Raw genomic sequence first — 23,713 nt, 5'->3', positions numbered from 1 at the left:
GAACAACAACCTTGCGGCTATCATTCGCAGACTAGTTTAGCGCGCTTGAGCGGTGACGTCACGAATAAGTGATGTCGGGATGTGTTGTCCATCACGCGCCGGGCCGCTGCCCCTGCAGTTTGAGGACTCCACCTTGGCCCGCTCGCTCCTGACTCCCGCCGCTTTCCCTGCCGCTCGCCCCCGCCGCCTGCGCCGCGATGCCTTCACCCGCGCCCTCGTGCGCGAGCATTCGCTGTCAGCCAGCGACCTGATCCTGCCGGTGTTCGTGCACGAGGGCGAGAACCTGGCCACCCCCATCGCGTCGATGCCGGGCGTCTCCCGCATGAGCCTGGACCTGCTGCTGCGCACTGCCGACGAGGCCGTCCAGCTTGGCATCCCGGTCATCGCGCTGTTCCCCGCCATCGAGCCCCACCTGAAGACCGTGGACGGCTCGGAAGCGTTCAACCCCAACGGCCTGATTCCACGGGCCGTGCGGGCGCTGAAGTCGCGCTTCCCGCAGCTGGGCGTGCTAACCGACGTGGCGCTGGACCCCTACACCAGCCACGGGCAGGACGGCCTGCCCGACGAGAGCGGCTACCTGATGAACGACGCCACCGTCGAGCTGCTGGTGCGCCAGGCGATGACGCAGGCGGACGCCGGCACCGACATGGTGGGGCCCAGCGACATGATGGACGGCCGCATCGGCACCATCCGCCAGGCTCTCGAGCGCGCCGGGCACATCCACACCCGCATCATGGCCTACAGCGTGAAGTACGCCAGCGGCTTCTACGGCCCGTTCCGCGACGCGGTCGGCTCCAAGAGCGCGCTGGGCAAGGCCGACAAGAACACCTATTACGTCGACCCCGGCAACAGCGACGAGGCGCTTCGGGAAGTGGCGACCGACCTGGCCGAGGGTGCGGACATGGTGATGGTCAAGCCCGGCATGCCTTACCTGGACGTCGTGCGCCGCGTGAAGGACGAGTTCGGCGTGCCGACCTTCGCCTACCAGGTCAGCGGCGAGTACGCGATGCTGAAGGCCGCCGCCATGAACGGCTGGCTGGATCACGATGCCGTCATGATGGAGTCGCTGCTGGCGTTCAAGCGCGCCGGCGCCGACGGCGTGCTGACCTATTTCGCGCTGGACGCCGCGCGGCTGCTGAAGAAGGCCTGATCCCGTGCGGATCTTCCACATCGAGCCGGACAGCTTTCGCGAGCTGTCGGAACTGCCCGAGGCCCTGCCCGCGCGCGGCTTCCTGTGGGTGGGTTACGGCCGGCGCGTGTTCGAGGTCGGCGAGCCGGCGCTGCAGCAGACGCTGGCGCGCTGGGGCTGCGGCAACATCGTCGACCTGCACATCTCGGACCTGATCAACAACCAGCTGCCCTCGCACTTCGACTACACGTCCTGGTACGACATGCTGGTGTTCCGGCGCCTGGCCGCCGCGCCGGGCAGCCAGGACCTGTTCGTCGACGACGAGCACGGCACGCTGGCCTCGGCGCAGCGGGCGCTGCGCGCCATCGACACCAGCCCGGTGGGCTTTGCGGTGTTCGACCGCGTGCTGATCACCGTGCACCCCACCGACTGCCAGGTGCGCGAGTTCTTCGCACACAAGCTCGATCGGCTGATCGAAGGCCGCGAGAAGGCCCCGGCACGCGGCAGCGCCCGGCTGCCGGCCAGCCCGGCCGACCTGATGCTGCGCATGGTCAACCACATGGTGGACAGCTACCTGGAGCTGCGCCGCCTGTTGACGCGCCAGCTCGGCACGCTGCAGCGTGTGCTGCTGGACCAAAACAGCGAGTTCGCCGACTGGCCGCTGCTGCTGGAAAGCCGCGACGCGCTGCACCGGCTGGAAGACACCTGCGAGGACCAGCGCAGTGCCATCCAGGAGTGGATCGACGCGCTGGACGAGTGGCCGGCGGACGGCGACCCGCAGGTCACGCGCGAACGCGAGCTGCTGCGCGTGCGCTCGCGTGACGTGCTGGAGCATGTGGAGCGCGTGCTGACGCATGTGCGGCGGCTGGAGTCGTCGGCCGAGTCCGCCGTGCAGATGCACTTCAGCGCGCTGGGCCACCGCACCAACAGCATCATGCGCACGCTGACCGTGCTGACGGCCATCTTCCTGCCGCTGAACCTCATCACCGGCATCTTCGGCATGAACTTCGACGTGATGCCGCTGATCCACAACGGTGGCGGTTTCTGGGACGCGGCGCTGCTGATGCTGGCCGTGGCCTGCGGCCTGTGGTTCATCTTCCGCCGCAAGCGCTACCTGACGAGCCGCTGAGCGCTCAGCCGCCCGCCGGCTCGCCGGGCGGGCCGAACAAGGCGACCAGCCAGCCACGCAGCCCCCGGGCGGCGCGCAGCCGGCGACCGAGCTGGCGCCAGCCATGGGCGTTGATGCGCAGTGGGTTGTAGGTGTCCAGCGCTTCGGTCAGGCCGTAGCGGATGGGCACGTCGTCACGTCGCTCGACAAAGGTGCCGAACCACCGGTCGAACACGATCAGCACGCCGCCGTAGTTGCAGTCCAGGTATTCGGCATTGGAGGCGTGATGCACGCTGTGATGCGCGGGCGTGTTCAGCACCCATTCCAGCGGCCCGAGGCGCGGCAGCCAGGGCGCGTGCAGCCAGAACTGATACAGCAGGTTCAGCGCCAACGTCGCGAGCACGGCGTTGACGGGAAAGCCCAGCCACACGAGCGGCGCGAAGAACAGCGTCGTGCCGGTCAGCTTGCCGGTCCAGCCCAGGCGCAGCGCCGCCGCCAGCGTCAGCTCGCGCGGCGAGTGGTGCACGCAGTGCGACGCCCAGAACCATGCGCTGCGGTGCGCGCAGCGGTGGTACCAGTAGTAGCAGAACTCCTGCCCCACGAAGAGCAGCGCGAAAGCCTGCGGCGTGCTCAGCGGCAGCTCGGTCAGGCGATGCCGGTGCACGAAGGCCAGCACCGGCAGCGCGACCGAGAGGCCCAGCGCATCGACCGCCCGCCGCCCGACCACATCGCCCAGCGACGTCGCGAACGCCCGCCAGTCGTAGGCCTGGCGCAGCCAGAAGCTGCGCACCAGCCCCTCCAGCACGGCGACCACCAGCACGAAGGCCAGCAGCAGCAGCAGCCACGGGCGCTGCTCGATCGGCAGGGCGGCCGCCATGGGTCAGCCCGCGTCCTTGCAGCCGCCCAGCTCGGAGGCATGCGCCTTCGCGCAGGCCTTGCGCGCCTCGGCGTCACCGGCGCTGCCGCAGACTTCGCGCAGCTTCTCAACGCAGCGTGCAGCGCCGGCCATGGCCGTCTTGCAGCCCTCGCTGAGCTCGGCCTCGTGCTGCTTCAGGCATTGGGCCCCACGGCCACCGCCGGGGCGCACGCCATCGCAGAACTTCTTGAAGTCGGCCCGGCAGGCCTGGGCCGCTTCGCGGTCCGCGGCCAGCGCGGTGCCGGCGCCCAGCAGGCCGGCGAGCAGCACCGACAGCGTGGTCAGGGTGGACATCTTCATGGCAGGCTCCTTGGATGGACGGTGCTCAGGGTTGCGGCGACGTCGTGCTGCGGGTCGAGGTGCGCGTCACGCTCTGGCCATTCGGGCCGGTGACGGTGGCCGTCGTCTGGCCGGGCGAACGATCGACGACGCGGCTGGCCGTCTTGCCGTTCGGACCGGTGACGCCGGACTGCACATCGCCATGGTCGCGGGCCACGGTGCGGGTGGCGGTCTTGCCCTGCGGGCCCGTGACGCTGGTCTGGCGCAGGCGGCCGGCTTCGGCCGGCAGGCTGGCCGTCATCAACAGGGCGGCGGCCGCCGCGAGGGCGAGGAGGGAGGCGGACTGGGTCATGGGGAACTCCTGAAATGGAAGGTGGGGGACGGTCAACAAGCGCTTGCCGTCATTGAACGCCCGCGCCCCCGCCCGGTTGGCCACGCTGCGCGACGAAATGCGACAGCCTTGAAATGTTCGGGTCACCGTGCCAGACCGGCCCCTAGGAGGCTGTCGGGCTTTGGGCCTGGAGCGCGTTGGGCCTGCAAGGGGGCTCAGCCGAGGCGCAAAGCGGAGCTGGACTCGATGTCCAGCGAGCATTTGCAACGACGGATCAGCCCCCTTGCAGGCCCAACCCCAGGGGCCGGGGCGATTTGCGGGGCAATTCGGCGTTGCCGACTCGTTGTGGGGGCACATCCCACGCCTCGTCGGCGCCTTGCCTTGCCCCGCAACTCGCCCCGGCGCGCTCCAGGCCCAAAGCCCGACAGCCTCCTAAACTGCGCCGCATGAACAAGCCCCGCGTGCTCATCGTCGACGACGACGCCGAACTGGCCGACATGGTGGGCGAGCTGCTGGTGCGCGAAGGCTGGGAGGTGCGCGGCGTGCTGACCGGCGGCGACGGCGAACGTGCGCTGGACGACTGGCGCCCCGACGCCGTGCTGCTCGACGTGATGCTGCCCGACGCCAACGGCTTCGATCTGTGCCGGCGCTGGCGCGGCGCCCACGAAGGGCTGGGGCTGATCATGCTGACGGCACGCGGCGACCCGCTGGACCGCGTGCTGGGCCTGGAGATCGGCGCCGACGACTACCTGCCCAAGCCCTTCGAGCCCCGCGAGCTGGTGGCCCGCGTGCGCGCGCTGCTGCGCCGCCAGGCTCCCGGGCGGGCGGACGGCAGTACGCAACTGCGCTTCGACGGCCTGACCATCGACCTGCTGAAGCGCGAGGTGCTGGCCGGCAGCAGCGCCGTGCCGCTGACCAGCGTGGAATACAAGCTGCTTCTCGCGCTGGCGCGCGCGGCCGGCCAGGCGCTGGGCCGCGAGGCGCTCAGCGAGGCGGTGCAGAGTGGCAGCTACCGGCCGCTGGACCGCACGGTGGACGTGCAGGTGGCGCGCTTGCGCCGCAAGCTGGCCGAAGCCGCGCCGGGCCGCGACTGGATAGACACCGTGCGCGGCGAGGGTTATGTCTTCGTCGCCCGGTGACCTTGGCCTCCGCCTCGTCGCTGGACGCCGGCGCGTCGGGTCGCCGCCCCACCGTCATCGCGGGCCGGATGCAGGTGCGACATGACCGCTGAGCGACCTGCCCGGCGGCGCGGCAGCGCCAGCCTGTTCACCCGGCTGCTGCGCGCGCAACTGGGCCTGGTCATCGGCCTGGGGCTGGTGATCTGGGTGCTGTTCTACGTGGAGCGCAACGTGACCATCGCGCGCCTGTATGCCGAGGCCTGGGCGCCCCAGTTGCTGGCCGCTGCCGGCCTCGGGCCGCCGCCCGTTTCGTCGGTCGGCACGGTCGAGCAACGCAGCGCCCCGCCCGAAACGGCGCGCCGCACGTCGCCGCTGGCGCCGCGCTTCGTCGCGCTGCAGGAGGCGCTGCGGGCCAACGGCGTGCCGGTGACGGAGCTGCGCATCGAGCTGGCGCGCCGGCAGACGCGGATCTGGCTGGCTGTGCAGACCGCCGACGGGCGCTCGCTGTGGCTGGGCGTGGCCGGGCAGGCGGTGGCGCCGGAATGGTCGCAGCGCACGCTGCTGGCCCTGGCGCTGGTGGCCGCGCTGGTGGTGGGCCTGAGCTGGCACACCGCACGGCGACTGGCCCGGCCGCTGGAAGGCCTGCGGCGCCGCATCGAAGGCCAGCAGCCCGGTGCCCCGTACGTCGCCGCCAGCGTCGTCGACCAGCCGCCCGAAGTGGCGGCCATCGACGCCGCCTACGCCGAGCTGCTGGCGCGCTGGCAGCGCCACGAGCGCGAACGCGCGCTGCTGCTGGCCGGCGTGTCGCACGATCTGCGCAGCCCGCTGAGCCGCATCCGCATGGCGGCCGAGCTGCTGCCCGAAGCCCCGACCGTGGCGAAACGGCGCGACGTCATCACGCGCAATGTCGACGAGGCGGACCGGCTCATCGAGAGCTTTCTGGATTTCGTGCGCGCGGGCGAACTGCCTTGCGACGTGACCGTGGACCTGGCGGCGGCGGCACGCGCCGTGGTGGCCAGCTTCGAGCGGCCGGCCGCACAGCTGGACGTCGCCACGCCGGCCACGCTGGAGATCCCCAGGGCCAACCTGCTGCTGACGGAGCGCTTGATCGCCAACCTGGTGGACAACGCGCTCAAACATGGCCGCCCGCCGGTGCGGGTGACCGTGACGGCCTCACCGCCGTCGCTGACCGTGGAAGATGCCGGCGACGGCTTGGCGCCGCACCAGCTGGAGGCGCTGCAGGAAGCCTTCCGGCGCGGCGACAGTGCGCGCACACAGGCGGGCAGCGGCCTGGGCCTGGCCATCGTCCGCCAGGTGGCGACGCGGCTGGGCGCGCGGCTCGTGTTCGCGCGCGACGCCCAGGGTCAGCGCATCAGCGTCGTTTGGCCGCTTTCGCCTGCGTCTTCGCCTTCGGCTTGACGGCGCGCGCCGCGTAGGGGTCGGCAAAGCCCAGCGCGAGCATCAGCTCGCTCTCGCGCGCCTCCATGCACTCGGCCTCGTCGTCTTCCTCGTGGTCATAGCCCTGCGCGTGCAGCGTGCCGTGGACCAGCATGTGGGCGTAATGGTCGAGCACCGGGATGCCCATCTCGGCGGCTTCCTTCTCGACGACCTCGGCGCAGATGACCAGGTCGGCGCCGACGACCGGCTCGTGGCTGTAGTCGAAGGTCAGCACGTTGGTCGCGTAGTCCTTGCCTCGGTAGTCACGGTTCAGCGCGCAGCCTTCCTCGGCGTCAACGATGCGCACCGCGATCTCGCCCGGCAGCTCCAGCGCCGCGCGGATGAAGCGCTGCACCTTGTGGCGCGGCAGCAGCGCGCGGTGGCGCGGGTCGGCAAATTGCAGGGACAGGCTCAGTTCGGGTTTCGTGGTCATGGGTGTTCTCTTCGCGCGCCGCGCCGCCGGGCCGCAGCCAGCCGGCGCGGCGCTGCGCTCATGCTTCTCTCGCTTCGCGCTTGGCGCGGGCTTCGTAGGCCTCGACGATGCGGGCCACCAGCGGGTGGCGCACGACGTCGGTGCTGGTGAAGCGCGTCATCGCGATGCCCTTGACCTTGGCCAGCACACGCTCGGCATCGATCAGGCCCGACATGACGCCGCGCGGCAGGTCGATCTGGCTGGTGTCGCCGGTGACGACGCAGCGGCTGCCGAAGCCGATGCGAGTCAGGAACATCTTCATCTGCTCGGGCGTGGTGTTCTGCGCCTCGTCGAGGATGACGAAGGCATGGTTCAGCGTGCGGCCGCGCATGAAGGCCAGCGGCGCCACTTCCAGCTGCCCCTTCTCGAAGGCCTTGGTGACGCGGTCGAAGCCCAGCAGGTCGTACAGCGCGTCGTAGAGCGGGCGCAGATAGGGGTCGACCTTCTGCGTCAGGTCTCCCGGCAGGAAGCCCAGGCGCTCGCCGGCCTCCACGGCCGGGCGGGTCAGGATGATGCGCTGCACGGCGGCGCGCTCCAGCGCGTCGACGGCGCAGGCTACGGCCAGGAAGGTCTTGCCGGTGCCGGCCGGGCCGAGGCCGAAGGTGATGTCGTGCGACAGGATCTGCTGCAGGTACTGGTGCTGACGTGGTGTGCGGGCGGACAGGTCGGCACGGCGCGTGCGCAGCACCAACGGCCCGTCGTCACCCGCCTTGGCAGGCCCGGCCGGCTCCGGCGCCTGAGCCTCGACCAGCGCGAGCTGCAGCGTCTCTGCCGGCAAGGGGCGGCGCGCCCGTTCGTACAAGGCCTCCAGCAGCGACTGCGTGCGCTCGGCCGCCGCGCGCGCGCCGTTGATGCGGAACTCGCCCTCACGGCGCGAGATCTTCACCCCCAGCGCGGCCTCGATTTCGCGCAGATGCGCGTCCAGGCTGCCGCAGACGCGGGCCAGGCGGGAGTTGTCGACGGGTTCGAAAGCGAAGCGCAGGATCACGTTGGGGCGCGGAAATATCGGCGGCGGCCATTGTCGCTGGTGCATTCCCCGGCGCCGATGAGGCCAGGTGTCCCGCACAATCGCGCTCCATGAAGCCGTCGCCCGCGCCGGATGCCGCCCTGGCCCGACGCCTCCCCCCTCTCCTGCTGACTGTCGGCCTCCTGCTGGGCCCGCTGGTCGCCCAGGCCCAGGCGCCGAATCCAGCCAGCCTCTACTGGGCCGCCACGCTGCATGCCTGGCTCGCGGCCATGCTGGCGCTGATGGCCACCGTCGTAGGCCTGGTGTCCAGCCACCACCATCGCGAACGGCCGGCCATCTTCCTGGTCGGCATGATGCTGAGCTGGGTGGTGCTGCGCGCCACGGCCGCCCCCGGCGTCGCCGGGCTGCGCCCGCTGCTGATGACGCTGCTGGTGCTGTGTGGCGTGCAATACCTGCTGCGCCAGATGCACTGGCGGCGCAATTGGCTGGACCACGCGCTGCTGATCCAGTGCCTGGTCGTGCCGGCCAGCCTGCTGCTGACGGGCGGCCAGGTCGGCGTGCTCGCCACCGTCTGGCATGCGGTACTGGGCCTGGAGCTGGTGGCCGCGATGGGCTGGGCGCTGCGGCTGCGGCAGCAGCGACTGCGGGTCACGCCGGACGGCGCATTGCGGCGCGAGTTCCATGTCATGGCGCTGCTGATGCTGCCGACGATGGTGGCGCTGCTGACCGAGATGAGCCTGGTCAGCGTCAACGAGCCGTTGTGGTGGACGGCGTCGCCGTGGCTGAGCCTGCTGCTGCCGCTGCTGATGCTGGGCCTGGGGCTGCAGATCGTCGGCAGCGTCGCCCAGGCGCGCGCGGATGCCGAGAAGCGCGCAGCAGCGCTGGAGCAGCGCATGGCCGACCGCATTGCCGACATGGAGCGCAGCCACAACCTGCTGGCCGAACAGAAGCTGGAGCAGGTCACCGAGCGTGAGCGCAAGCGCATCGCCGCCGACCTGCACGACGACCTGGGCGCCAAGCTGCTGACCATCGTGCACACCAGCGAATCGGACCGCATCTCCACGCTGGCCCGCGAGGCGCTGGAGGAGATGCGGCTGTCCGTGCGAGGGCTGACGGGCAAGCCCGTCCATCTCATCGATGCGCTGGGAGACTGGCGGGCCGAGGTGGTGTCTCGGCTCGGGCAGGCCAATATCCTGGCCGAGTGGAAGTCGCCGTCCGAAGACATCGAACACACCTTCCAGGCCCGCTCCTATGTGCAGACGACGCGCATCCTGCGCGAATCGGTCTCCAACATCATCAAGCACAGCGGCGCCACGACCGCGACGATCTCCAGCAATGTGCTGGATGGTTATTTCGTGTTGACCATCCAGGACAACGGCCAAGGCATTCCGCTGGGACTGGACGGTCGACTGGACCGCGGTCACGGCATGGCGAGCATGAAATCACGCGCCAAGCAAATGCATGGCCAGTGCCTGGTCGAATCCGGTCCCGGCTGGGGTACTGTCATTCGCCTGACCATCCCGCTCTGAGTTCTCCCTAGCTTCCCGAGGTCCCCCCATGAACCACATCCTGCTGCTCGAAGACATTCCGGAGATCCGCGCCTGGCTCAAGGCCCTGGTCAAGCAGGTGTTCGCAAACGCCCAGATCACCGAATGCTCGCGCGTGCAGGACGCGCTGGCCCTCGTCAACACCCAGCGCTTCACGTTGGCGCTGCTGGATCTTGGCCTGCCCGACGGCTCGGGCGTCGACGTCATCGCCGCGCTGCGCGAGAAGCAACCCGAGGTGCAGTCGGTCATCGTCACCATCCACGACGACGACGAGCACCTGTTCCCGGCGCTGCAGGCCGGCGCCTTCGGCTACCTGCTGAAGGAGCAGTCGCGCGAACTGCTCGTCGAGCAGCTGCAGCGCATGAGCCAGGGCGAACCGCCGCTGTCGCCCTCGATCGCGCGCAAGGTCATCGCCTACTTCGCCGCCCAGGTGAAGAAGCCCACCTCCACGCTGCTGCACGAGGTGTCGCTGACCGAGCGCGAGACCGAAGTGCTGCTGCGTGTGGCCAAGGGCTTCACGCTGCCGGAGATCGGCGTGCAGCTGGGCCTGTCGCGCCACACCATCGCCGACTACGTCAAGCAGATCTACCGCAAGCTCAATGTGAGTTCGCGCGCCGAGGCCGCGCTGGAAGCCCAGCGCCTCGGGCTGTTCGGCAGGAACTGATGGTTCGGGGATGGACCTGCGTGCGCAGCGCGCAGCTCCGTCCTCAACCGATTCAGAACAGGCCCGGATAATCGGGCCATGATCGGAAGACTCAGCGGCGTCATCGCCGAGAAAACCCCGCCCCAGGTGGTCATCGACGTGGCCGGCGTCGGCTACGAAGTCGACGTGCCCATGAGCACCTTCTTCAACCTGGGCGGTCTGGGCGAGCGCGCCGTGCTGCTGACCCACCTGACCGTGCGGGAAGATGCCCATCAGCTCTTCGGCTTCCTCACGCACGAGGAGCGCAGCACCTTCCGCCAGCTCATCAAGATCAGCGGTGTCGGCCCGAAGATGGCGCTGGGCCTGCTGTCGGGCCTGTCCGTGGCCGAACTGGCGCAAGCCGTGTCACGCCAGGAGATCGGCCGGCTGACCAAGGTGCCGGGCATCGGCAAGAAGACGGCCGAGCGGCTGCTGCTGGAGCTCAAGGGCAAGCTGGGACCGGACCTGGCGCTGCCGGTGGCCGTCGCCAACGATGCCCAGGCCGACATCCTGCAGGCCCTGGTCGCCCTTGGCTACAGCGAGAAGGATGCCGCCACGGCGCTGAAGGCGTTGCCGTCCGACGTCGGCGTCAGCGAGGGCATCAAGCTGGCGCTGAAGAAGCTGTCATGATGCTCGCCCCCACGCTCACGCCGTTCGCGCCCCCCCAAGCGGGTGCCGACCTTGCTTGGGGCGGCCCGGCGAAAGGTCGGCCATGAGCATCCAGACCGACGATTTCGCCCCCGCGCCACGCATCGTCAGCGCGGCGCCGGAATCCAGCCGCGAGGAAGCCCTCGAACGCGCGCTGCGCCCGAAACTGCTGGACGACTACGTCGGCCAGGCCAAGGCCCGCGAGCAGCTGGAGATCTTCATCGGCGCGGCGCGAAAGCGCCAGGAGGCGCTCGATCATGTGCTGCTGTTCGGCCCGCCGGGCCTCGGCAAGACGACGCTGTCGCACATCATCGCGGCCGAACTGGGCGTGAACCTGCGCCAGACCTCCGGCCCCGTGCTCGAAAAGCCCAAGGACCTGGCGGCACTGCTGACGAATCTCGAGAAGAACGACGTCCTGTTCATCGACGAGATCCACCGGCTGAGCCCGGTCGTCGAGGAAATCCTCTACCCGGCGCTAGAGGACTACCAGATCGACATCATGATCGGCGAGGGGCCGGCGGCCCGCTCGATCAAACTGGACCTGCAGCCGTTCACGCTGGTCGGCGCCACGACACGCGCCGGCATGTTGACCAACCCGCTGCGCGACCGTTTCGGCATCGTGGCCCGGCTGGAGTTCTACACCCCAGCCGAACTGCAGCGCATCGTCACACGCTCGGCCGGCCTGCTGAACGCGCCGATCGACGCCGACGGCGCACTCGAGATCGCCCGGCGCTCACGCGGCACACCACGCATCGCCAACCGGCTGCTGCGCCGCGTGCGCGACTACGCAGAGGTGAAGGCTGACGGTCGCATCGTCGCCGGCATCGCCGACAAGGCGCTGGCCATGCTGGACGTGGACCCGCAGGGCTTCGACCTGATGGACCGCAAGTTCCTGGAAGCGGTGGTGCACCGCTTCGACGGCGGCCCGGTCGGGCTGGAGAACGTCGCTGCGGCGATCGGCGAGGAGGCCGGCACCATCGAGGATGTCATCGAGCCCTATCTGATCCAGCAAGGCTTTCTGCAGCGCACGCCGCGCGGGCGCATCGCCACGCTCGCGGCCTACCGCCATCTGGGCATCACACCACCGGGCAACCGGCACTCGCCCGACCTGTTCGGGGCATGAAAAAAGCGCCCGAAGGCGCTTTTTCTTTTTCCGGTCCGCGAGGATCAGAAGTTGTGGCGCACGCCCACAGCCAGCGAGTCGAAGTCGCCTGCCTTGTTCGGCAGCTTCTGGTCGATGTCGGTGTAGAACGCGTAGACCTTGGTGCGCTTGCTGAGGTTGTAGTTGTAGCCCAGCGTCCACTGCGACGCGCCGGCCTTTTGGAAGCTGTCGCCGGTCATGCCGTTGGCACTGGCAGAGTCGCCGCCCGACTTGGTGCCACCGATGTTGAAGTGGAATTCGGACTGGCCCACCGTGTACATGGCCGACACCCGGCCGATGTTGCGAGTACGGAAGCCGTCGACCTTCTCGCTCTGGAAGTAACCCGTGACCAGCACGGGGCCGAATGCGTAGTCAGCTTCCAGGCCATAGGTCTGGCGCTTGTTGCCGCTGCCGATACGGCCCGTGCCGTAGTAGGCACCGGACTGCGCATACGTGCCGGCGATGTGCAGGCCGTCCGCTTCGTAGTTGACCGACATGTCGTAGCCCTTCGGGCCGGCGCCTTCACCGGCACGCACTGCGCCGATGAAGCTGAAGCCATTCACCGTCGGCGAGAAGTAGCCCACCTTGTTGGTGCGGATGCCGAAGGCGAAATCGGAGAACAGCGCGTCCGACGAGGTGCCGGTGTCGTGGTTGTGGTTGCTGGTGCGGTCGACCGTCGAGAAGTAGGTGTCCGGGAGCCAGGAACCCAGGCGAACGGTACCGAACGAGCCGCTCAGCTCGACGCTGGCCTGACGCGACCAGAACGTGGAGGACGAAGCACCGAAGGTCTGCACCGCACCGGTGTCAGAGTTGAAGCCGTGCTCCAGGTTGAAACCAGCCTTCAGGCCGCCACCCAGGTCTTCCGTGCCGCGCATGCCCAGGCGGGAAGAGTTGTTCTGCACAGCAACGGTGCGCTCCTTGTTGCCGAACTTCTGGCTCTCCACCGACGTGTTCAGACGGCCCCACAGCGTGACGGAGCTTTGGGCGAAAGCGGGCGTGGCCATGACAGCGGCCAGGGCAGCAACGAGGGCAGTTTTCTTCATCGTGAGCCTTTACGGTTGACTGGGTTACGGCGGGTCGCAGACCTACCTGTGATAACAAGTGCAAATCAGTATAGAAGCGACTTTGCCGGCATCGGCAGGGCGATGTGTAGACGCAACAGTCGGCTTAGGGATCGTACGTAGATCCGGCCGGTCAGGCCGCGTTGCGGCGCGCTGAGCTCAGCTGGCGATGTCGTCGTCCGGCAGACCGGCCAGGTGCTGGTCGTCGTTCCAGCCGACAAGGGTGAAGCCCTCGGCTGTCGCGAGCAGGCGATTGATCGTGGCGTTACCGAGCTGCCAGCTGCGCGGCGCGTCCAGCGCCGTACGCGTTGCCGCGCGGTAGAGGCAGTCCAGCACGCCACCATGCGCGACGACGGCGATGCATTCGCCCGGGTGGCCCGCCACCACACGCTGCGCTGCGGCCACGCAGCGCGCACTGAAGCTGATCAGGCTCTCGCCACCACCGACGGCGAAGTCGGGCTCGCGGCGGCGCCAGCGCAGCGCGTCTTCGGGGTGTGCCTGCGCGATCTCGTCCCAGCTCAGCCCCTCGAAGCGGCCGAAGGCGCGCTCGCGCAGACCGGCGTCGGTGCGCACGGGCAAGCGCTGCACGCGGGCCACCGCCTCGGCCGTCTGGCGCGCGCGGCTGAGGTCGCTGGCGTAGATGGCCGTCAGCGATTCGTCGGCAAGCGCCTGCGCCAGCCGCTCGGCCTGGGCCTGCCCCAACGCGCTGAGCGGGATGTCCGTGTGCCCCTGGATGCGCGTGGCGCGGTTCCAGGTCGTCTCGCCGTGCCGGATGAGGATGACGCGCGTGGCCTCGTCCAGCATCAGACGCCCCAAAGCACGTCGACGCCGTCGCGCTGAGCGCGCGCCATCAGGTCGCGCAGCGGCCAGGCGCGCTGGCGCAGCGATACGCCCTGGCGCCGCGGCTCCGGCTCGCCGGCGGCCTTGGCTGCGTCAACCGCCTGCTGGAACGCTGCCTCGTCGGCCGCCACACCGGCCTCCAGGCTCTGGATGAGCGCGGGCAGCGCTGCAGACTCGAAGATGCCCTGCGGCGCGGGCTGGCGCCCCATCAAACGTAGCAGCGCATCGCCGGATTCGGCCAGCATGACCACATCGGCGCCGGCCTTGGATTTGAAGCAGTACAGCATGGCCTCATTGTGGGCCCGCACGGCGGCCCTTGATCAGCCGTTGCTGGCCAGGCCCAGCCAGCCGGAAACGGCCGCATCGGCGACATGGCGGCGCGGCCGCACCCGCCGCTCGAAGTCCTCGGGCCGCAGCGCGGGCGCATACAGGAAGCCCTGGAACTCGTGGCAGCCGGCGTGAGCCAGAAAGTCGCGCTGCGCCTCGGTCTCCACGCCTTCGGCGATGACCTGCAAGCCGAGCGCGCGGCCCATCTGCACGATGGCGTTGGCGATGCCGCAGTCGCTGGCGTCGCCGGGCAGGCCCTTGACGAAGCTGCGGTCGATCTTCAGGCGCTGGATGGGCAGGCGCTTCAGGTAGCCCAGCGAGGAATAGCCAGTACCGAAGTCGTCGATGGACAGCGTGACGCCGAGCGCCGCCAGCGCCTGCATGCGCTTCAGGCCCTCGTCGGCATCGCCCAGCAGCACGCCCTCGGTCAGCTCGAGCTCCAGCATGCTGGCGGGCAGCCCGGCATCGCGCAGCACGGCCGCCACGCTGTCGACGAAATGCACCTGCTGGAACTGCAGCGCCGACACATTGACGGCTACCGGCATGCGCAGGCCACGGCCGAGCCAGCGCACGGCCTGCGCGACGGCCTCGCGCAGCACCCATTCGCCGATGGCGACGACAAAGCCACTCTGCTCGGCCAGCGGGATGAAGTCGGCCGGCGAAACCTCGCCGCGCTGGGGGTCGCGCCAGCGGATCAGCGCCTCGGCGCCGATGACGCGGTCACTGCCCAGTTCGACCTGCGGCTGGTATTGCAGACGGAAGTGCCCGTCGGCGAGCGCCTTGCGCATGTCGTGATCCAGCCGCATGCGCGACAGCAGGTCCACCTCCTGGCGCGGCACATGGAAGCGAAAGCCCGCGCGGCCGCCTTCCTTGACCCAGTGCATCGCTCGCTCCGCGCTGGCCATCAGCTCGTCAGACGTGCTGCCATCACCCGGGTACAGCGCGATGCCGCAGCTGGCCGTGACGGTGAAGCTGAGCGTGTCGAACGTGAACGGCTCCGACAGCAGCTGCTGGACGCGCCGTGCCGCGGCCTCGGCCTCGGCCATCTGCGCACCGTCGATGAGCAGCGCGAATTCATCGCCACCCAACCGCGACAGCGTGTCGTTGTCCCTCACGGCCGCCCGCAGCCGCTCGACGACTTCACGCAACACGCGGTCGCCGTAGCTTTGACCCAGCGTGTCGTTGATCTGCTTGAAGCGGTCCAGGTCCAGGTGCAGCAGCGCGAAGCCGCCGGGCGCTGGCGCCGCGCCACCGGCTGCCATCTGCTGCTCGATGCGATCGGCCAATACACGCCGGTTCGGCGCGCCGGTCAGCACGTCGGAACGACCCAGCTCCTCGATGCGCTGGTGGGCGGCCAGCTTCTCGCTGAGGTCGCGGAACGAGAACACCCGCCCGATCGGCTCGCCGCGCGTCATCTGCGGCAGCGAGACCTGCTCCAGCACGCGGCCATCGGCCAGGCACAGCATGTCGCTCGAACGCATCAACGGCGCATCCAGCAAGGCGTCGATGCGCGCGCGGTATTGCTCGCCGTCGCGCATGAAGCGCTGCAGGCTCGGCCAGAGGCCGCCGTCGCCGGGTTGGTGCTGCAGCCCGCCGGGCAGGCCCCACAGCTTGGCGAAGCGGCGGTTGAAGCTGCGCACACGGCCGGCGAGGTCCACGACGAGGATGCCGTCAGCCGTGGACTCCAACGTGGCGCGCAGTTCGGCCAACAGCGTCTCCCGCTCGGCTTCGGCGCGGCGGCGGCGCGTCTGGTCATGCAACAGCACGAGCCAGTAGTGAGCGCCGGCTGGCGTGTGAATGGGGCTGATGCTGCGGCTGACCCAGCGCGGCTGGCCGTCGCTGTGCGTCAGCACCGTGTCGGAGCGAAGGCGGGCCGTGGCGTCGCGCCAGGCGCCCTGCCAGAAGGCTTCGTCCTCGAGCGCGCCGCACAGCGCCGAGGGCGGCTGCCCCAGCACGCGCTCAGGCTTGAGGCCCAGCAGCCGCAGCGCCGGTCGGTTCACGACGCAGACGGTCAGGCTGGCACCGTCGACCAGCCAGGCAGGATCGGGCAACCCTTCGAGCAACGCGCCGATCACGGGAGATGTCTCGGCGATGCGAGGCAGGGCGGAGTTCGCCTCGCCGCTGGCGTTCACGTCACCAGCTCCCCGGGCGCCGTGTTCACGGCATCGAAGAAATACGCGATGCGCGCCCGCGGGTTGAGGTATTCCAGCGCCGCGCGCGGCAACTGCTGGGGCTTCAGGCTGCGCCGGATGCCGAGGTCGGGCATGTCCTCGAGGTTCAGCACCAAGGCATCGTCCTGGTGAATCTTCGGGTCATGCACCATCACACGCGGCTTCAGCGGCCGCGCGGAATTGACCGACACCACCAGCGCGTAGCGGTCGTCGGTGAGCTGCACGGTGGAGCCCGGCGGATACACGCCCATCATGCGGATGAAGGCGTTCAACATCGTCGCGTCGAAACGGTTGCGGCCCTGCGCGAACATCAGCGACAGCGCCTCGTGCGGCGTCATGGCCTTGGAGCTGATCAACGGGTTGCACAGGCCATCGAAGCGGTTCACCAGCGCAACGATGCGGGCGCCGGTGCTCATGCGGTCCATGTTGATGCGCTGCGGGAAGCCGCTGCCGTCGGCGTGCTCATGGTGCTGCGCAATGATGAGCAGCGGCGCCGGCGCCAGCCCCATGTTCTGCCCGATGGCCACGCCCTTGGCCACGTGCTGCTGGTAGGCCTGGGTCTCGGCCGCCGTGAAGCTCTCGTCACGATGCCTCAGCCGCGCGGCGACCTCCAGCTTGCCGACGTCGTGCAGCAGCGAGCCAACGCCCAGGTCCATCATCTCATCGCGGCTCAGCCCGAAGGCTCGGCCGAGCAGCAGCGCGATGATGCAGACATTGAGCGCGTGCGCGGTGCTGCGGTCGCCCGCCGCCTCGTTGAGCAGGCGCATGTTCAGGTCACCCTCGACCAGCATCTTGTCGAGCAGCGCGGCCGTCAGCGCCTCGGCTTCGGCGCGGGCGCGGTGAGGGTCGGTCGGGACGGCATCCATGACGACGCGAAAACCTGCGGCGGCCTCGCCGTACTGCGCCTCGCACAGCCGCAGGGCTTCACGCTGCGCCAGGAGCGCCTGGCGATGGGCTTCGCGGGCGATCTCCTCGGGGCTGGGCCCAGGGCCGGGCTCGGCAGCGGCCGACGTGGCGGCGGGCGCCTCGGCGGCCGGTGCGGGGGGCAGTGACAGGTCGCTTTTGGCGGGGCTCCAACGCACCTGCGTCAGCCCGAGCCGACGCAGGATCAGCAACTGGTCACTGGACGCGATCTTGAAGCTGGACAGCGGAAACGGATGCGACATCCAACCCAGATCCAGGTGGATGAACATCCCCACGGTCAGTTGGCTGACGTCGATCAGCGGATCGGTTGTTCTGTCCTGCATGCACTCAAACCCGCGCCCGGGCACTCTTTGGCATGACTCCTGTTTTCGGCGCGGCGACCGAAGAACCTGAGCCTGCCTTCTGCTCTGTACGTCGTATTGGCCGATAAGACGCCCCCTCCCGTGCGGGAAAAATTCCCCTGGGGCGACACAAGGCAGAGCTTAGCGCCTGAATGCAACCGCTCACTCGAGCCTGAGTCGGGGCAAACGAGGAGGAATGCCGAGCGAGCGCCCGACGCAGCCAGCCCGAGGCGGCTCAGCGGCGCGCGCGGTGGAGGTCGATGAAGTCGCGATACCAACGGGCGCTGTCCTTGGGCAGGCGCGCCAGCGTCTCGTAGTCGACATGGATCAGCCCGAAGCGCTTGTCGTAGCCGGAGTTCCACTCGAAGTTATCGAGCAGGCTCCAATAGAAATAGCCACGCACATCGACACCCATCTGCAGCGCGGTTGCCAGCGCCCGCAAATGAGCCGACAGGTAGCTGATGCGGGCGTGGTCCGGCACGCGGCCGTCGACGACGCGATCGGCGTTGGCCATGCCGTTCTCGGTGATGAACATCGGCGGCGGGTTGTACTCGCGTGCCAGCCGCACGAGATGCGCGGAGAACACCTCCGGCACGATCTCCCAGCCCATGTCGGTGAAGCCTCGTTTGCCGGGCCCCTTGACCGTCGTGCCGTCCGCCGCAAAGAGCGTGCGGGTATAGAAGTTGATGCCCAGAAAATCCAGCGGCTGCCGGATGCGCGCGAGATCGCCGGCCTCGATCTTGGGGGCATCGGCCCCCACATGGTCGATCGCGTCCTGCGGATAGGCGCCGCGGAAGATCGGGTCCATGTACCAGCGCACGTTCAAGCCGTCGTCGATGCGTGCGGCACGGCGGGCGGCCTCGGTCGGTGTCGCGGGGAAGGCCGGCGTGTGGTTAAGGACGATGCCCAGGGGCGTCTTGGTCTCGGCGCGCATGGCCTGGATGGCGTCGCCGTGCGACAGCATCAGGTGGTGAGACACCTGCAGGCTCTCGGCCCGGCTGCGGTGGCCGGGCGCGAACTGCGCGGTCTCATAGCCCAGCGTCGCCGTGCACCAGGGCTCGTTGTGCGTGGCGATGCTGGCCAGGCGGTCGCCGAATCGGCGGGCGATCTCGGCGCCATAGTCGGCGAAGCGGGCCACGACGTCGCGAGACAGCCAGCCACCCAGACCTTCGTCCAGCGCCTGCGGCAGGTCCCAGTGATAGAGCGTGGCATGCGGCTGCAGCCCGGCCTGCAGCAGCTCGTCGATGAGCCGGTCATAGAAGCCGAAGCCGGCCTCGTTCCAGGCGCCCTGGCCGAGCGGCTGCACGCGCGGCCACGCGAAGCTGAAACGGTAGCAGTCCAGGCCCAGGCCTTTCATCAGCGACACGTCTTCACGGTAGCGGTGATAGTGGTCGCAGGCAACGTCGATGTTGGAGCCATCGTTGATGCGGCCAGGCTGGCGGCAGAACTGGTCCCAGATCGACGGCCCCTTGCCGTCCACGGCGCCGGCGCCCTCGATCTGCGCGGCACTGGTGGCCACGCCCCACAGGAAGTCGGGCGGAAATGCCTGCGCGAGGGCGGCGGAATCGACACGGTCGAGATCGGGAAGCGTCATGGCGGCAAAGGGCTTGGGGCGCGCTGGCGATGCAGCTTCGTAGGCCAGCGCGCCGGTTGATGAAGTTGCAGGCCCATGTTGCTCGAGAAAAGACAGCGTTGTCAATCAAAATGACAGCGGTGTCTTTCCGAACTTGGTTTCTGGCTCGGGCTCAGACTCGGGAAGCCTTGCGCGCCCGCTGCGGGGCGAACGGCGGGTCAGCGCGCCCGCGTCGAGTCGCGCACGATCAGTTCGTGCGCCAGCACCTTGTGCAGGTCGGCATCGTCGGCGGGCACCTCGGCGCGATGCCCCTGCACCAGCATTTCCACCGCGGTGCGCGCCATTTCAGCGACGGGCTGACGCACGGTGGTCAGCGGTGGCCAGACGAGCGCCGCGGTCGGGGAGTCGTCGAAACCGACGACCGACAGTTCGGCGGGCACATTCAGCCCCAGGCGATGCGCCGCGGCCAGCACACCCAACGCCATGTCGTCGTTGCTGGCGAACACCGCCGTGGGCGGCTTTGGGCCGCTCAGCAACTGCTGGGCGGCGTCCCGGCCGCTGGCAAAGCTGAAATCACCCGGCTGGACGAGTTCAAGATCGGGCTCGAGGCCGTGGGCGCGCATCGCGCTGACAAAGCCCTGATAACGCGCCGCGCTGGCGGACTGGTCCGGCGGGCCTTTGATGAACGCGATGCGCTCATGCCCGAGCTTGATCAGCAGGCTCGTCAGCTCTTCGGCCGCATGGACGTCATCCATGCGCACCGAGGGCACGCCGCGGATGTCACGCTCCGGGGACATCAGCACGCACGGCGTGCCACTTTCCCGCAGCGCCGCGAGCACCTCGGGGTTGTCGCACAGCGGCGGCGTGAGGATCATGCCGTCGGGCCGCAGGGCCAACACCATGCGGTCGATCTGCTGGCGCAGGTCGGGCGCATCGTTGTGCAAGGACTCGACGACGAGGTGATAACCCAGCTCGCGGCATCGCAGCGTGGCGCCCTGCTGGACGCTGCCGACGAAGATCGCACTGGGGTCGTAATACAGCAGGCCGATCAGGAAAGACCGACCGCCTGCGAGGCTGCGAGCCGACTGCTTGGGTCGGTAGCGCAGCGCCTCCACCACCTTGAGCACCTGTTCCCGGGTGCTCTCGTGCACGCCGGGCTCATGGTTGAGCACGCGCGACACAGTCTTGATGGACACGCCCGCTTCGCGAGCGACATCAACGATGGTGGGGCTGCTGCCGCGCGCGCTCACAGCGGGGTCTTACTTCTTCTTGGCCTTGGCAGCAGGCTTGGCGGCCGGCTTGGCAGCAGCCTTCTTGGCAGCGGCCTTGGGGTCCACGGCAGCCTTGAAGCCGGCACCCGGGGTGAACTTCGGCAGCTTGGCAGCGGCGATCTTGATCTTCGCGCCAGTGCTGGGGTTCACGCCGTTACGGGCGGCGCGGGCGTGCTGCTTGAAGGAGCCGAAGCCCGGGATCGAGACGGCGCCACCCTTCTTGACGGTGGTGACGACGGCGTCCAGCAGGGTCTCGAGGATGCGGCCAGCTTCAGCCTTGCTCAGTTCATGCTCGGCAGCCAGGTGTTCGATCAGATCGGTCTTGTTCATTGCGGGAGGGTCTCGTCGAAAAACTCGCCCGAACGACTCGGGCGGCCGAGATTGTGGCGCATACCGTCGACGCGAAGCCCCGTGTTCATCGCCGATGCATCCGCATGCACGGTTTGTGTGCAGGGCCTAAACCGACATCTGCGGGCATCCCGAAGACCCTGCCACTGAAGAAAACGCGGCAAGTGCCGCCATGGCGCCGAAGTCATGCCTCGGCGCCAGCAAGGCCGTGCGACGAACACTTTGCAGACCGTTACCCACCCGCTGCCTCGCCGGCGCGAGGCACAAAGCAAAAAGGCCAGCACTTGCGTGCTGGCCTTTGCTTGTTTGGTGCCCAGGAGAGGACTCGAACCTCCACGGAGTTACCCGCTAGTACCTGAAACTAGTGCGTCTACCAATTCCGCCACCTGGGCTTTCAGGAGCCTCGCAGTATAGCCTGAATTTTCAGGCCTTCCAAGAAAATTCGCTTAAATATCGAACTTCACGCCTTGGGCCAGCGGCAGTTCGCTGGAGTAGTTCACCGTGTTGGTCGTGCGGCGCATGTAGGCCTTCCAGGCATCCGACCCGCTCTCGCGGCCGCCACCTGTCTCCTTCTCGCCGCCGAACGCGCCGCCGATCTCGGCGCCAGAGGTGCCGATGTTGACGTTGGCGATACCGCAATCGCTGCCCGCGGCACCCATGAAGCGCTCGGCCTCGCGCAGGTCGGTCGTGAAGATCGCGCTCGACAGCCCCTGCGGCACGCCGTTCTGCAGCTCGACGGCCTCCTCCAGCGTGCGGTACTTCAGCGTGTAGAGGATGGGGGCGAAGGTTTCGTGGCAGACGACCGCCGTCTGCGCGGGCATGCGCACCAGCGCGGGCACCGCGTAGAAGGCGCCGGGGAAGCGGTCGGCCAGCGCACGTTCGCCGCCCGACACCTGACCGCCCTGCTCGCGCGCAGCGGCCAGCGCGGCCTGCATCGCCTCGAAGGCCTGGGCGTCGATCAACGGCCCGATCAACGTGCCGGCCTCCAGCGGCGACCCGATGGGCAGCTGCGCGCGGGCGCGGTCAAGCCGCTCGACGAGGGCGTCATGGATGCTCTCGTGCGCGATGACGCGGCGTGTCGTCGTGCAGCGCTGGCCGGCCGTGCCGTAGGCGCCGAACAGGATGCCGCGCACCGCCAGGTCCAGGTCGGCGCTGGGCGTCACGATGATGGCGTTGTTGCCGCCCAGCTCCAGCAGGCAGCGGCCGAAGCGCGCCGCCACGCGCGGGCCCACGGCCCGGCCCATGCGCGTGGAGCCCGTGGCGGACACGAGCGCCACGCGGGCATCGTCCACCAGCGCCTCGCCCACATCAGCACGGCCGATGATCAGCTCGGACAGGCCGTCAGGCGCCGCATGGCCGGCGGCGCGATAGGCCTTCACGGCGCGCTCGAACAGCGCTTGCGTGGCCAGCGCGGTGAGCGGCGTCTTCTCCGACGGCTTCCAGACGCAGGCGTCGCCGGCGACCAGCGCCAGCGCCGAGTTCCAGGCCCACACGGCGACAGGGAAGTTGAACGCCGAGATGATGCCGACGACGCCCAGCGGCAACCACTGCTCCATCATGCGGTGGCCCGGGCGCTCGCTGGCGATGGTCAGGCCGTGCAGCTGCCGGCTCAGGCCGACGGCGAACTCGCAGATGTCGATCATTTCCTGGACTTCACCCAGGCCTTCGCTGGTCACCTTGCCGGCTTCGATCGACACGAGCTGCGCCAGCTGGGCCTTGTGCGCGCGCAGCTCCTCGCCGAACAGGCGCACGAGCTCGCCGCGCTTGGGCGCCGGCACGACGCGCCAGGCCTTGAAGGCCTCATGCGCGCGGCCCACGGCGGCCTGCATGTCAGCGCTGCTGGCGGTGGCGAGTTGCGCGATGACGGCGCCGTCGATGGGCGATCGCACGGCGAGGTCACCGGCGGCCGGCAGGTGGACGCCCAGCGCGTCCAAGAGGGAGAGGGCTTGTTGCTTCATGCGGCCATTCTCCGATCAGGAAATCGACTCGACCTGGCGCGACTGCTGATACGCCTTGCCGAAGCGGTTGGCGAGGAAGTCGGGCAGGTCGACCTGCTCCTGGCGGATGAAGCCGCTGGCCGGGAGCATGCCGTTGCGGAACAGGTCGACCGCAGCGCAGATGCCGGCCGCCGTCGTGATCTGGATGGCCGACAGCGGCTGCTTGCCATCACGCGTCGCAAAGATCTTGCGCGCGAACACCTCCTGCAGCAGCACGCCGTTCTTCATGCCGGAGACGGTGACGAACACCAGCACCACGTCCTGCATCGTCGCCGGCATGCTCTTGCGCATGATGGCCTTCAGGTTTTCCTGGTCGCCCTTGAGGCCCAGGTCGCCGAGCAGGAACTGCATCAGGTCGCGGTGGCCGGGGTAGCGCACGGTCTTGTAGTCGAGGTTGCGCACCTTGCCGGCCCAGGTCTCGCACAGCGTGCCCAGGCCGCCGGAGGTGTTGAAGGCCTCGTACTCGGTGCCGTCCAGGCTGAAGTGCTCCAACCCTTCCAGCGGCAGCGCGGCGATGGTCTCGCCGTCGTGGATGGCCTCGCAGGGGTGGCAGTACTCGTTGATGAGCCCGTCGACCGACCAGGTCAGGTTGTACTTCAGCGCATTGGTCGGGAAGGCCGGCAGCGCGCCGACGCGCATCTGCACGTCGCGCACCGTGTCGAAGCCGCTGGCCAGGTGGTGGGCCACGATGCCGATGAAGCCCGGCGCCAGGCCGCACTGCGGCATGAAGGCCGTCTTGGCGCCCTTGGCCATTTGCTTGATGGCCTGGGTGGCAGCAACGTCCTCGGTCAGGTCGAAGTAGTGGCAACCGCACTCCAGCGCCAGCTCGGCCGCGGTGATGGCCAGGTGGTAGGGCAGCGCGTTGACGACGGCATCCTTGCCACGCAGTTGCGCGGTCAGCGCGCCGCGGTGGTCGCTGTCGACCACGGCAGTCGCAATGCCCTCGGCCGCGAGCACCTGCAAATACCCGGGGTTCTTGTCGAGCACCGTGACCTGGTAGTCGCCGGTGGCGTGCAGCAGGCGGGAGATGGTCTGGCCGATGTGGCCGGCGCCGAGCAGGGCAATCTTCATGGGAGGCTCCCGAG

At 68.9% G+C, this 23,713-nt stretch carries 23 protein-coding genes and 1 tRNA gene; 8 read left to right on the top strand and 16 right to left on the bottom strand.

The features are described 5' to 3' along the window. Positions 1 to 133: 133 nt before the first annotated feature. Complete coding sequence (gene hemB, locus ACG00X_RS17190; RefSeq protein WP_394489679.1) at positions 134 to 1,150, top strand: porphobilinogen synthase; 1,017 nt, start codon at positions 134 to 136, stop codon at positions 1,148 to 1,150. A gap of 4 nt (positions 1,151 to 1,154) precedes the next feature. Beyond that, positions 1,155 to 2,258, top strand: coding sequence for a magnesium transporter CorA family protein (locus ACG00X_RS17185; RefSeq protein ID WP_394489677.1), 1,104 nt, complete (start codon positions 1,155 to 1,157; stop codon positions 2,256 to 2,258). 4 nt (positions 2,259 to 2,262) lie between these two features. On the opposite strand, the gene ACG00X_RS17180 is transcribed toward ACG00X_RS17185, so the two are convergent. From ACG00X_RS17180 to ACG00X_RS17170, 3 genes are read right to left on the bottom strand one after another with little or no spacing between them, the layout of a single operon-like run. Then, positions 2,263 to 3,114 carry a sterol desaturase family protein gene (locus tag ACG00X_RS17180; protein WP_394489675.1) on the bottom strand — a complete coding sequence of 284 codons (852 nt, stop codon included), beginning with the start codon at positions 3,112 to 3,114 and terminating at the stop codon, positions 2,263 to 2,265. 3 nt (positions 3,115 to 3,117) lie between these two features. Next, positions 3,118 to 3,453 carry a cysteine rich repeat-containing protein gene (locus ACG00X_RS17175; RefSeq protein WP_394489673.1) on the bottom strand — a complete coding sequence of 112 codons (336 nt, stop codon included), beginning with the start codon at positions 3,451 to 3,453 and terminating at the stop codon, positions 3,118 to 3,120. A 25-nt stretch (positions 3,454 to 3,478) separates the two neighbouring features. After that, a complete protein-coding gene (locus tag ACG00X_RS17170) occupies positions 3,479 to 3,784 on the bottom strand; it encodes a hypothetical protein (RefSeq protein WP_394489671.1) in 306 nt (101 codons plus the stop codon). 425 nt (positions 3,785 to 4,209) lie between these two features. Here ACG00X_RS17170 and ACG00X_RS17165 point away from each other — a divergent pair, with 425 nt between their 5' ends. Together ACG00X_RS17165 and ACG00X_RS17160 are read left to right on the top strand one after the other, a co-directional pair. Beyond that, entirely contained in the window at positions 4,210 to 4,902 is a 693-nt protein-coding gene (locus ACG00X_RS17165) for a response regulator transcription factor (RefSeq protein WP_394489669.1), read from the top strand. An 81-nt stretch (positions 4,903 to 4,983) separates the two neighbouring features. Continuing rightward, positions 4,984 to 6,300: an ATP-binding protein gene (locus ACG00X_RS17160; protein WP_394489667.1), complete on the top strand. Its 1,317-nt coding sequence runs from the start codon at positions 4,984 to 4,986 to the stop codon at positions 6,298 to 6,300. On the opposite strand, the gene ybeY is transcribed toward ACG00X_RS17160, so the two are convergent. Beyond that, complete coding sequence (gene ybeY, locus ACG00X_RS17155) at positions 6,254 to 6,751, bottom strand: rRNA maturation RNase YbeY (protein ID WP_394489665.1); 498 nt, start codon at positions 6,749 to 6,751, stop codon at positions 6,254 to 6,256. The genes ACG00X_RS17160 and ybeY overlap by 47 nt on opposite strands. Positions 6,752 to 6,809: 58 nt before the next feature. Continuing rightward, a complete protein-coding gene (locus ACG00X_RS17150; protein WP_394489662.1) occupies positions 6,810 to 7,778 on the bottom strand; it encodes a PhoH family protein in 969 nt (322 codons plus the stop codon). A gap of 89 nt (positions 7,779 to 7,867) precedes the next feature. Between ACG00X_RS17150 and ACG00X_RS17145 the strand changes: the two genes are divergently transcribed. From ACG00X_RS17145 to ruvB, 4 genes are all read left to right on the top strand, one after another. Further along, positions 7,868 to 9,286: a sensor histidine kinase gene (locus ACG00X_RS17145; RefSeq protein WP_394489660.1), complete on the top strand. Its 1,419-nt coding sequence runs from the start codon at positions 7,868 to 7,870 to the stop codon at positions 9,284 to 9,286. Between the two features lie 28 nt (positions 9,287 to 9,314). Continuing rightward, positions 9,315 to 9,968, top strand: a complete 654-nt coding sequence (locus ACG00X_RS17140; protein ID WP_394489657.1) for a response regulator — start codon at positions 9,315 to 9,317, stop codon at positions 9,966 to 9,968. A 78-nt stretch (positions 9,969 to 10,046) separates the two neighbouring features. Continuing rightward, the gene (gene ruvA, locus ACG00X_RS17135; protein ID WP_394489655.1) at positions 10,047 to 10,616 is read left to right on the top strand and encodes a Holliday junction branch migration protein RuvA; all 570 of its coding nucleotides are present in this window, start codon (positions 10,047 to 10,049) and stop codon (positions 10,614 to 10,616) included. Positions 10,617 to 10,698: 82 nt separating this feature from the next. Further along, the gene (ruvB, locus tag ACG00X_RS17130) at positions 10,699 to 11,757 is read left to right on the top strand and encodes a Holliday junction branch migration DNA helicase RuvB (RefSeq protein WP_394489653.1); all 1,059 of its coding nucleotides are present in this window, start codon (positions 10,699 to 10,701) and stop codon (positions 11,755 to 11,757) included. 44 nt (positions 11,758 to 11,801) lie between these two features. Here the strand turns inward: ruvB and ACG00X_RS17125 are convergent, their stop codons facing one another. The 11 genes from ACG00X_RS17125 to ACG00X_RS17075 form a co-directional block, all read right to left on the bottom strand. Next, complete coding sequence (locus ACG00X_RS17125; protein ID WP_394489651.1) at positions 11,802 to 12,818, bottom strand: porin; 1,017 nt, start codon at positions 12,816 to 12,818, stop codon at positions 11,802 to 11,804. Between the two features lie 177 nt (positions 12,819 to 12,995). After that, positions 12,996 to 13,637 (bottom strand): histidine phosphatase family protein, encoded by a 642-nt coding sequence (locus tag ACG00X_RS17120; protein WP_394489722.1) that lies wholly within the window; start codon positions 13,635 to 13,637, stop codon positions 12,996 to 12,998. A gap of 2 nt (positions 13,638 to 13,639) precedes the next feature. After that, positions 13,640 to 13,984, bottom strand: coding sequence for a DUF1840 domain-containing protein (locus ACG00X_RS17115; RefSeq protein ID WP_394489649.1), 345 nt, complete (start codon positions 13,982 to 13,984; stop codon positions 13,640 to 13,642). Positions 13,985 to 13,996: 12 nt separating this feature from the next. Beyond that, positions 13,997 to 16,135: a putative bifunctional diguanylate cyclase/phosphodiesterase gene (locus ACG00X_RS17110; RefSeq protein WP_394489647.1), complete on the bottom strand. Its 2,139-nt coding sequence runs from the start codon at positions 16,133 to 16,135 to the stop codon at positions 13,997 to 13,999. Beyond that, complete coding sequence (locus tag ACG00X_RS17105) at positions 16,132 to 17,421, bottom strand: cyclic di-GMP phosphodiesterase (protein ID WP_394489645.1); 1,290 nt, start codon at positions 17,419 to 17,421, stop codon at positions 16,132 to 16,134. Before ACG00X_RS17105 ends, ACG00X_RS17110 begins: the two co-directional genes overlap by 4 nt. Before the next feature lie 253 nt (positions 17,422 to 17,674). Further along, positions 17,675 to 19,033 (bottom strand): GH1 family beta-glucosidase, encoded by a 1,359-nt coding sequence (locus ACG00X_RS17100; protein WP_394489643.1) that lies wholly within the window; start codon positions 19,031 to 19,033, stop codon positions 17,675 to 17,677. Between the two features lie 197 nt (positions 19,034 to 19,230). Beyond that, positions 19,231 to 20,262 carry a LacI family DNA-binding transcriptional regulator gene (locus ACG00X_RS17095; RefSeq protein ID WP_394489641.1) on the bottom strand — a complete coding sequence of 344 codons (1,032 nt, stop codon included), beginning with the start codon at positions 20,260 to 20,262 and terminating at the stop codon, positions 19,231 to 19,233. Between the two features lie 9 nt (positions 20,263 to 20,271). Then, positions 20,272 to 20,613, bottom strand: coding sequence for an HU family DNA-binding protein (locus ACG00X_RS17090; protein WP_394489639.1), 342 nt, complete (start codon positions 20,611 to 20,613; stop codon positions 20,272 to 20,274). A 325-nt stretch (positions 20,614 to 20,938) separates the two neighbouring features. Continuing rightward, positions 20,939 to 21,023: transfer RNA gene (locus ACG00X_RS17085), tRNA-Leu, on the bottom strand. 54 nt (positions 21,024 to 21,077) lie between these two features. Continuing rightward, on the bottom strand, positions 21,078 to 22,589 hold the full coding sequence (amaB, locus tag ACG00X_RS17080) for an L-piperidine-6-carboxylate dehydrogenase (protein ID WP_394489637.1): 1,512 nt from the start codon (positions 22,587 to 22,589) through the stop codon (positions 21,078 to 21,080). A gap of 15 nt (positions 22,590 to 22,604) precedes the next feature. Then, positions 22,605 to 23,699 (bottom strand): saccharopine dehydrogenase family protein, encoded by a 1,095-nt coding sequence (locus ACG00X_RS17075; protein ID WP_394489635.1) that lies wholly within the window; start codon positions 23,697 to 23,699, stop codon positions 22,605 to 22,607. Between the last annotated feature and the right edge of the window lie 14 nt (positions 23,700 to 23,713).

The sequence above is a fragment of the Pelomonas nitida genome, assembly GCF_043555975.1.
In the GTDB taxonomy this organism is placed as follows: Bacteria; Pseudomonadota; Gammaproteobacteria; order Burkholderiales; family Burkholderiaceae_C; genus Pelomonas; species Pelomonas nitida.
Note: the sequence above shows the minus strand (reverse complement) of the source record. Positions and strands in the feature narration are given on the sequence as shown.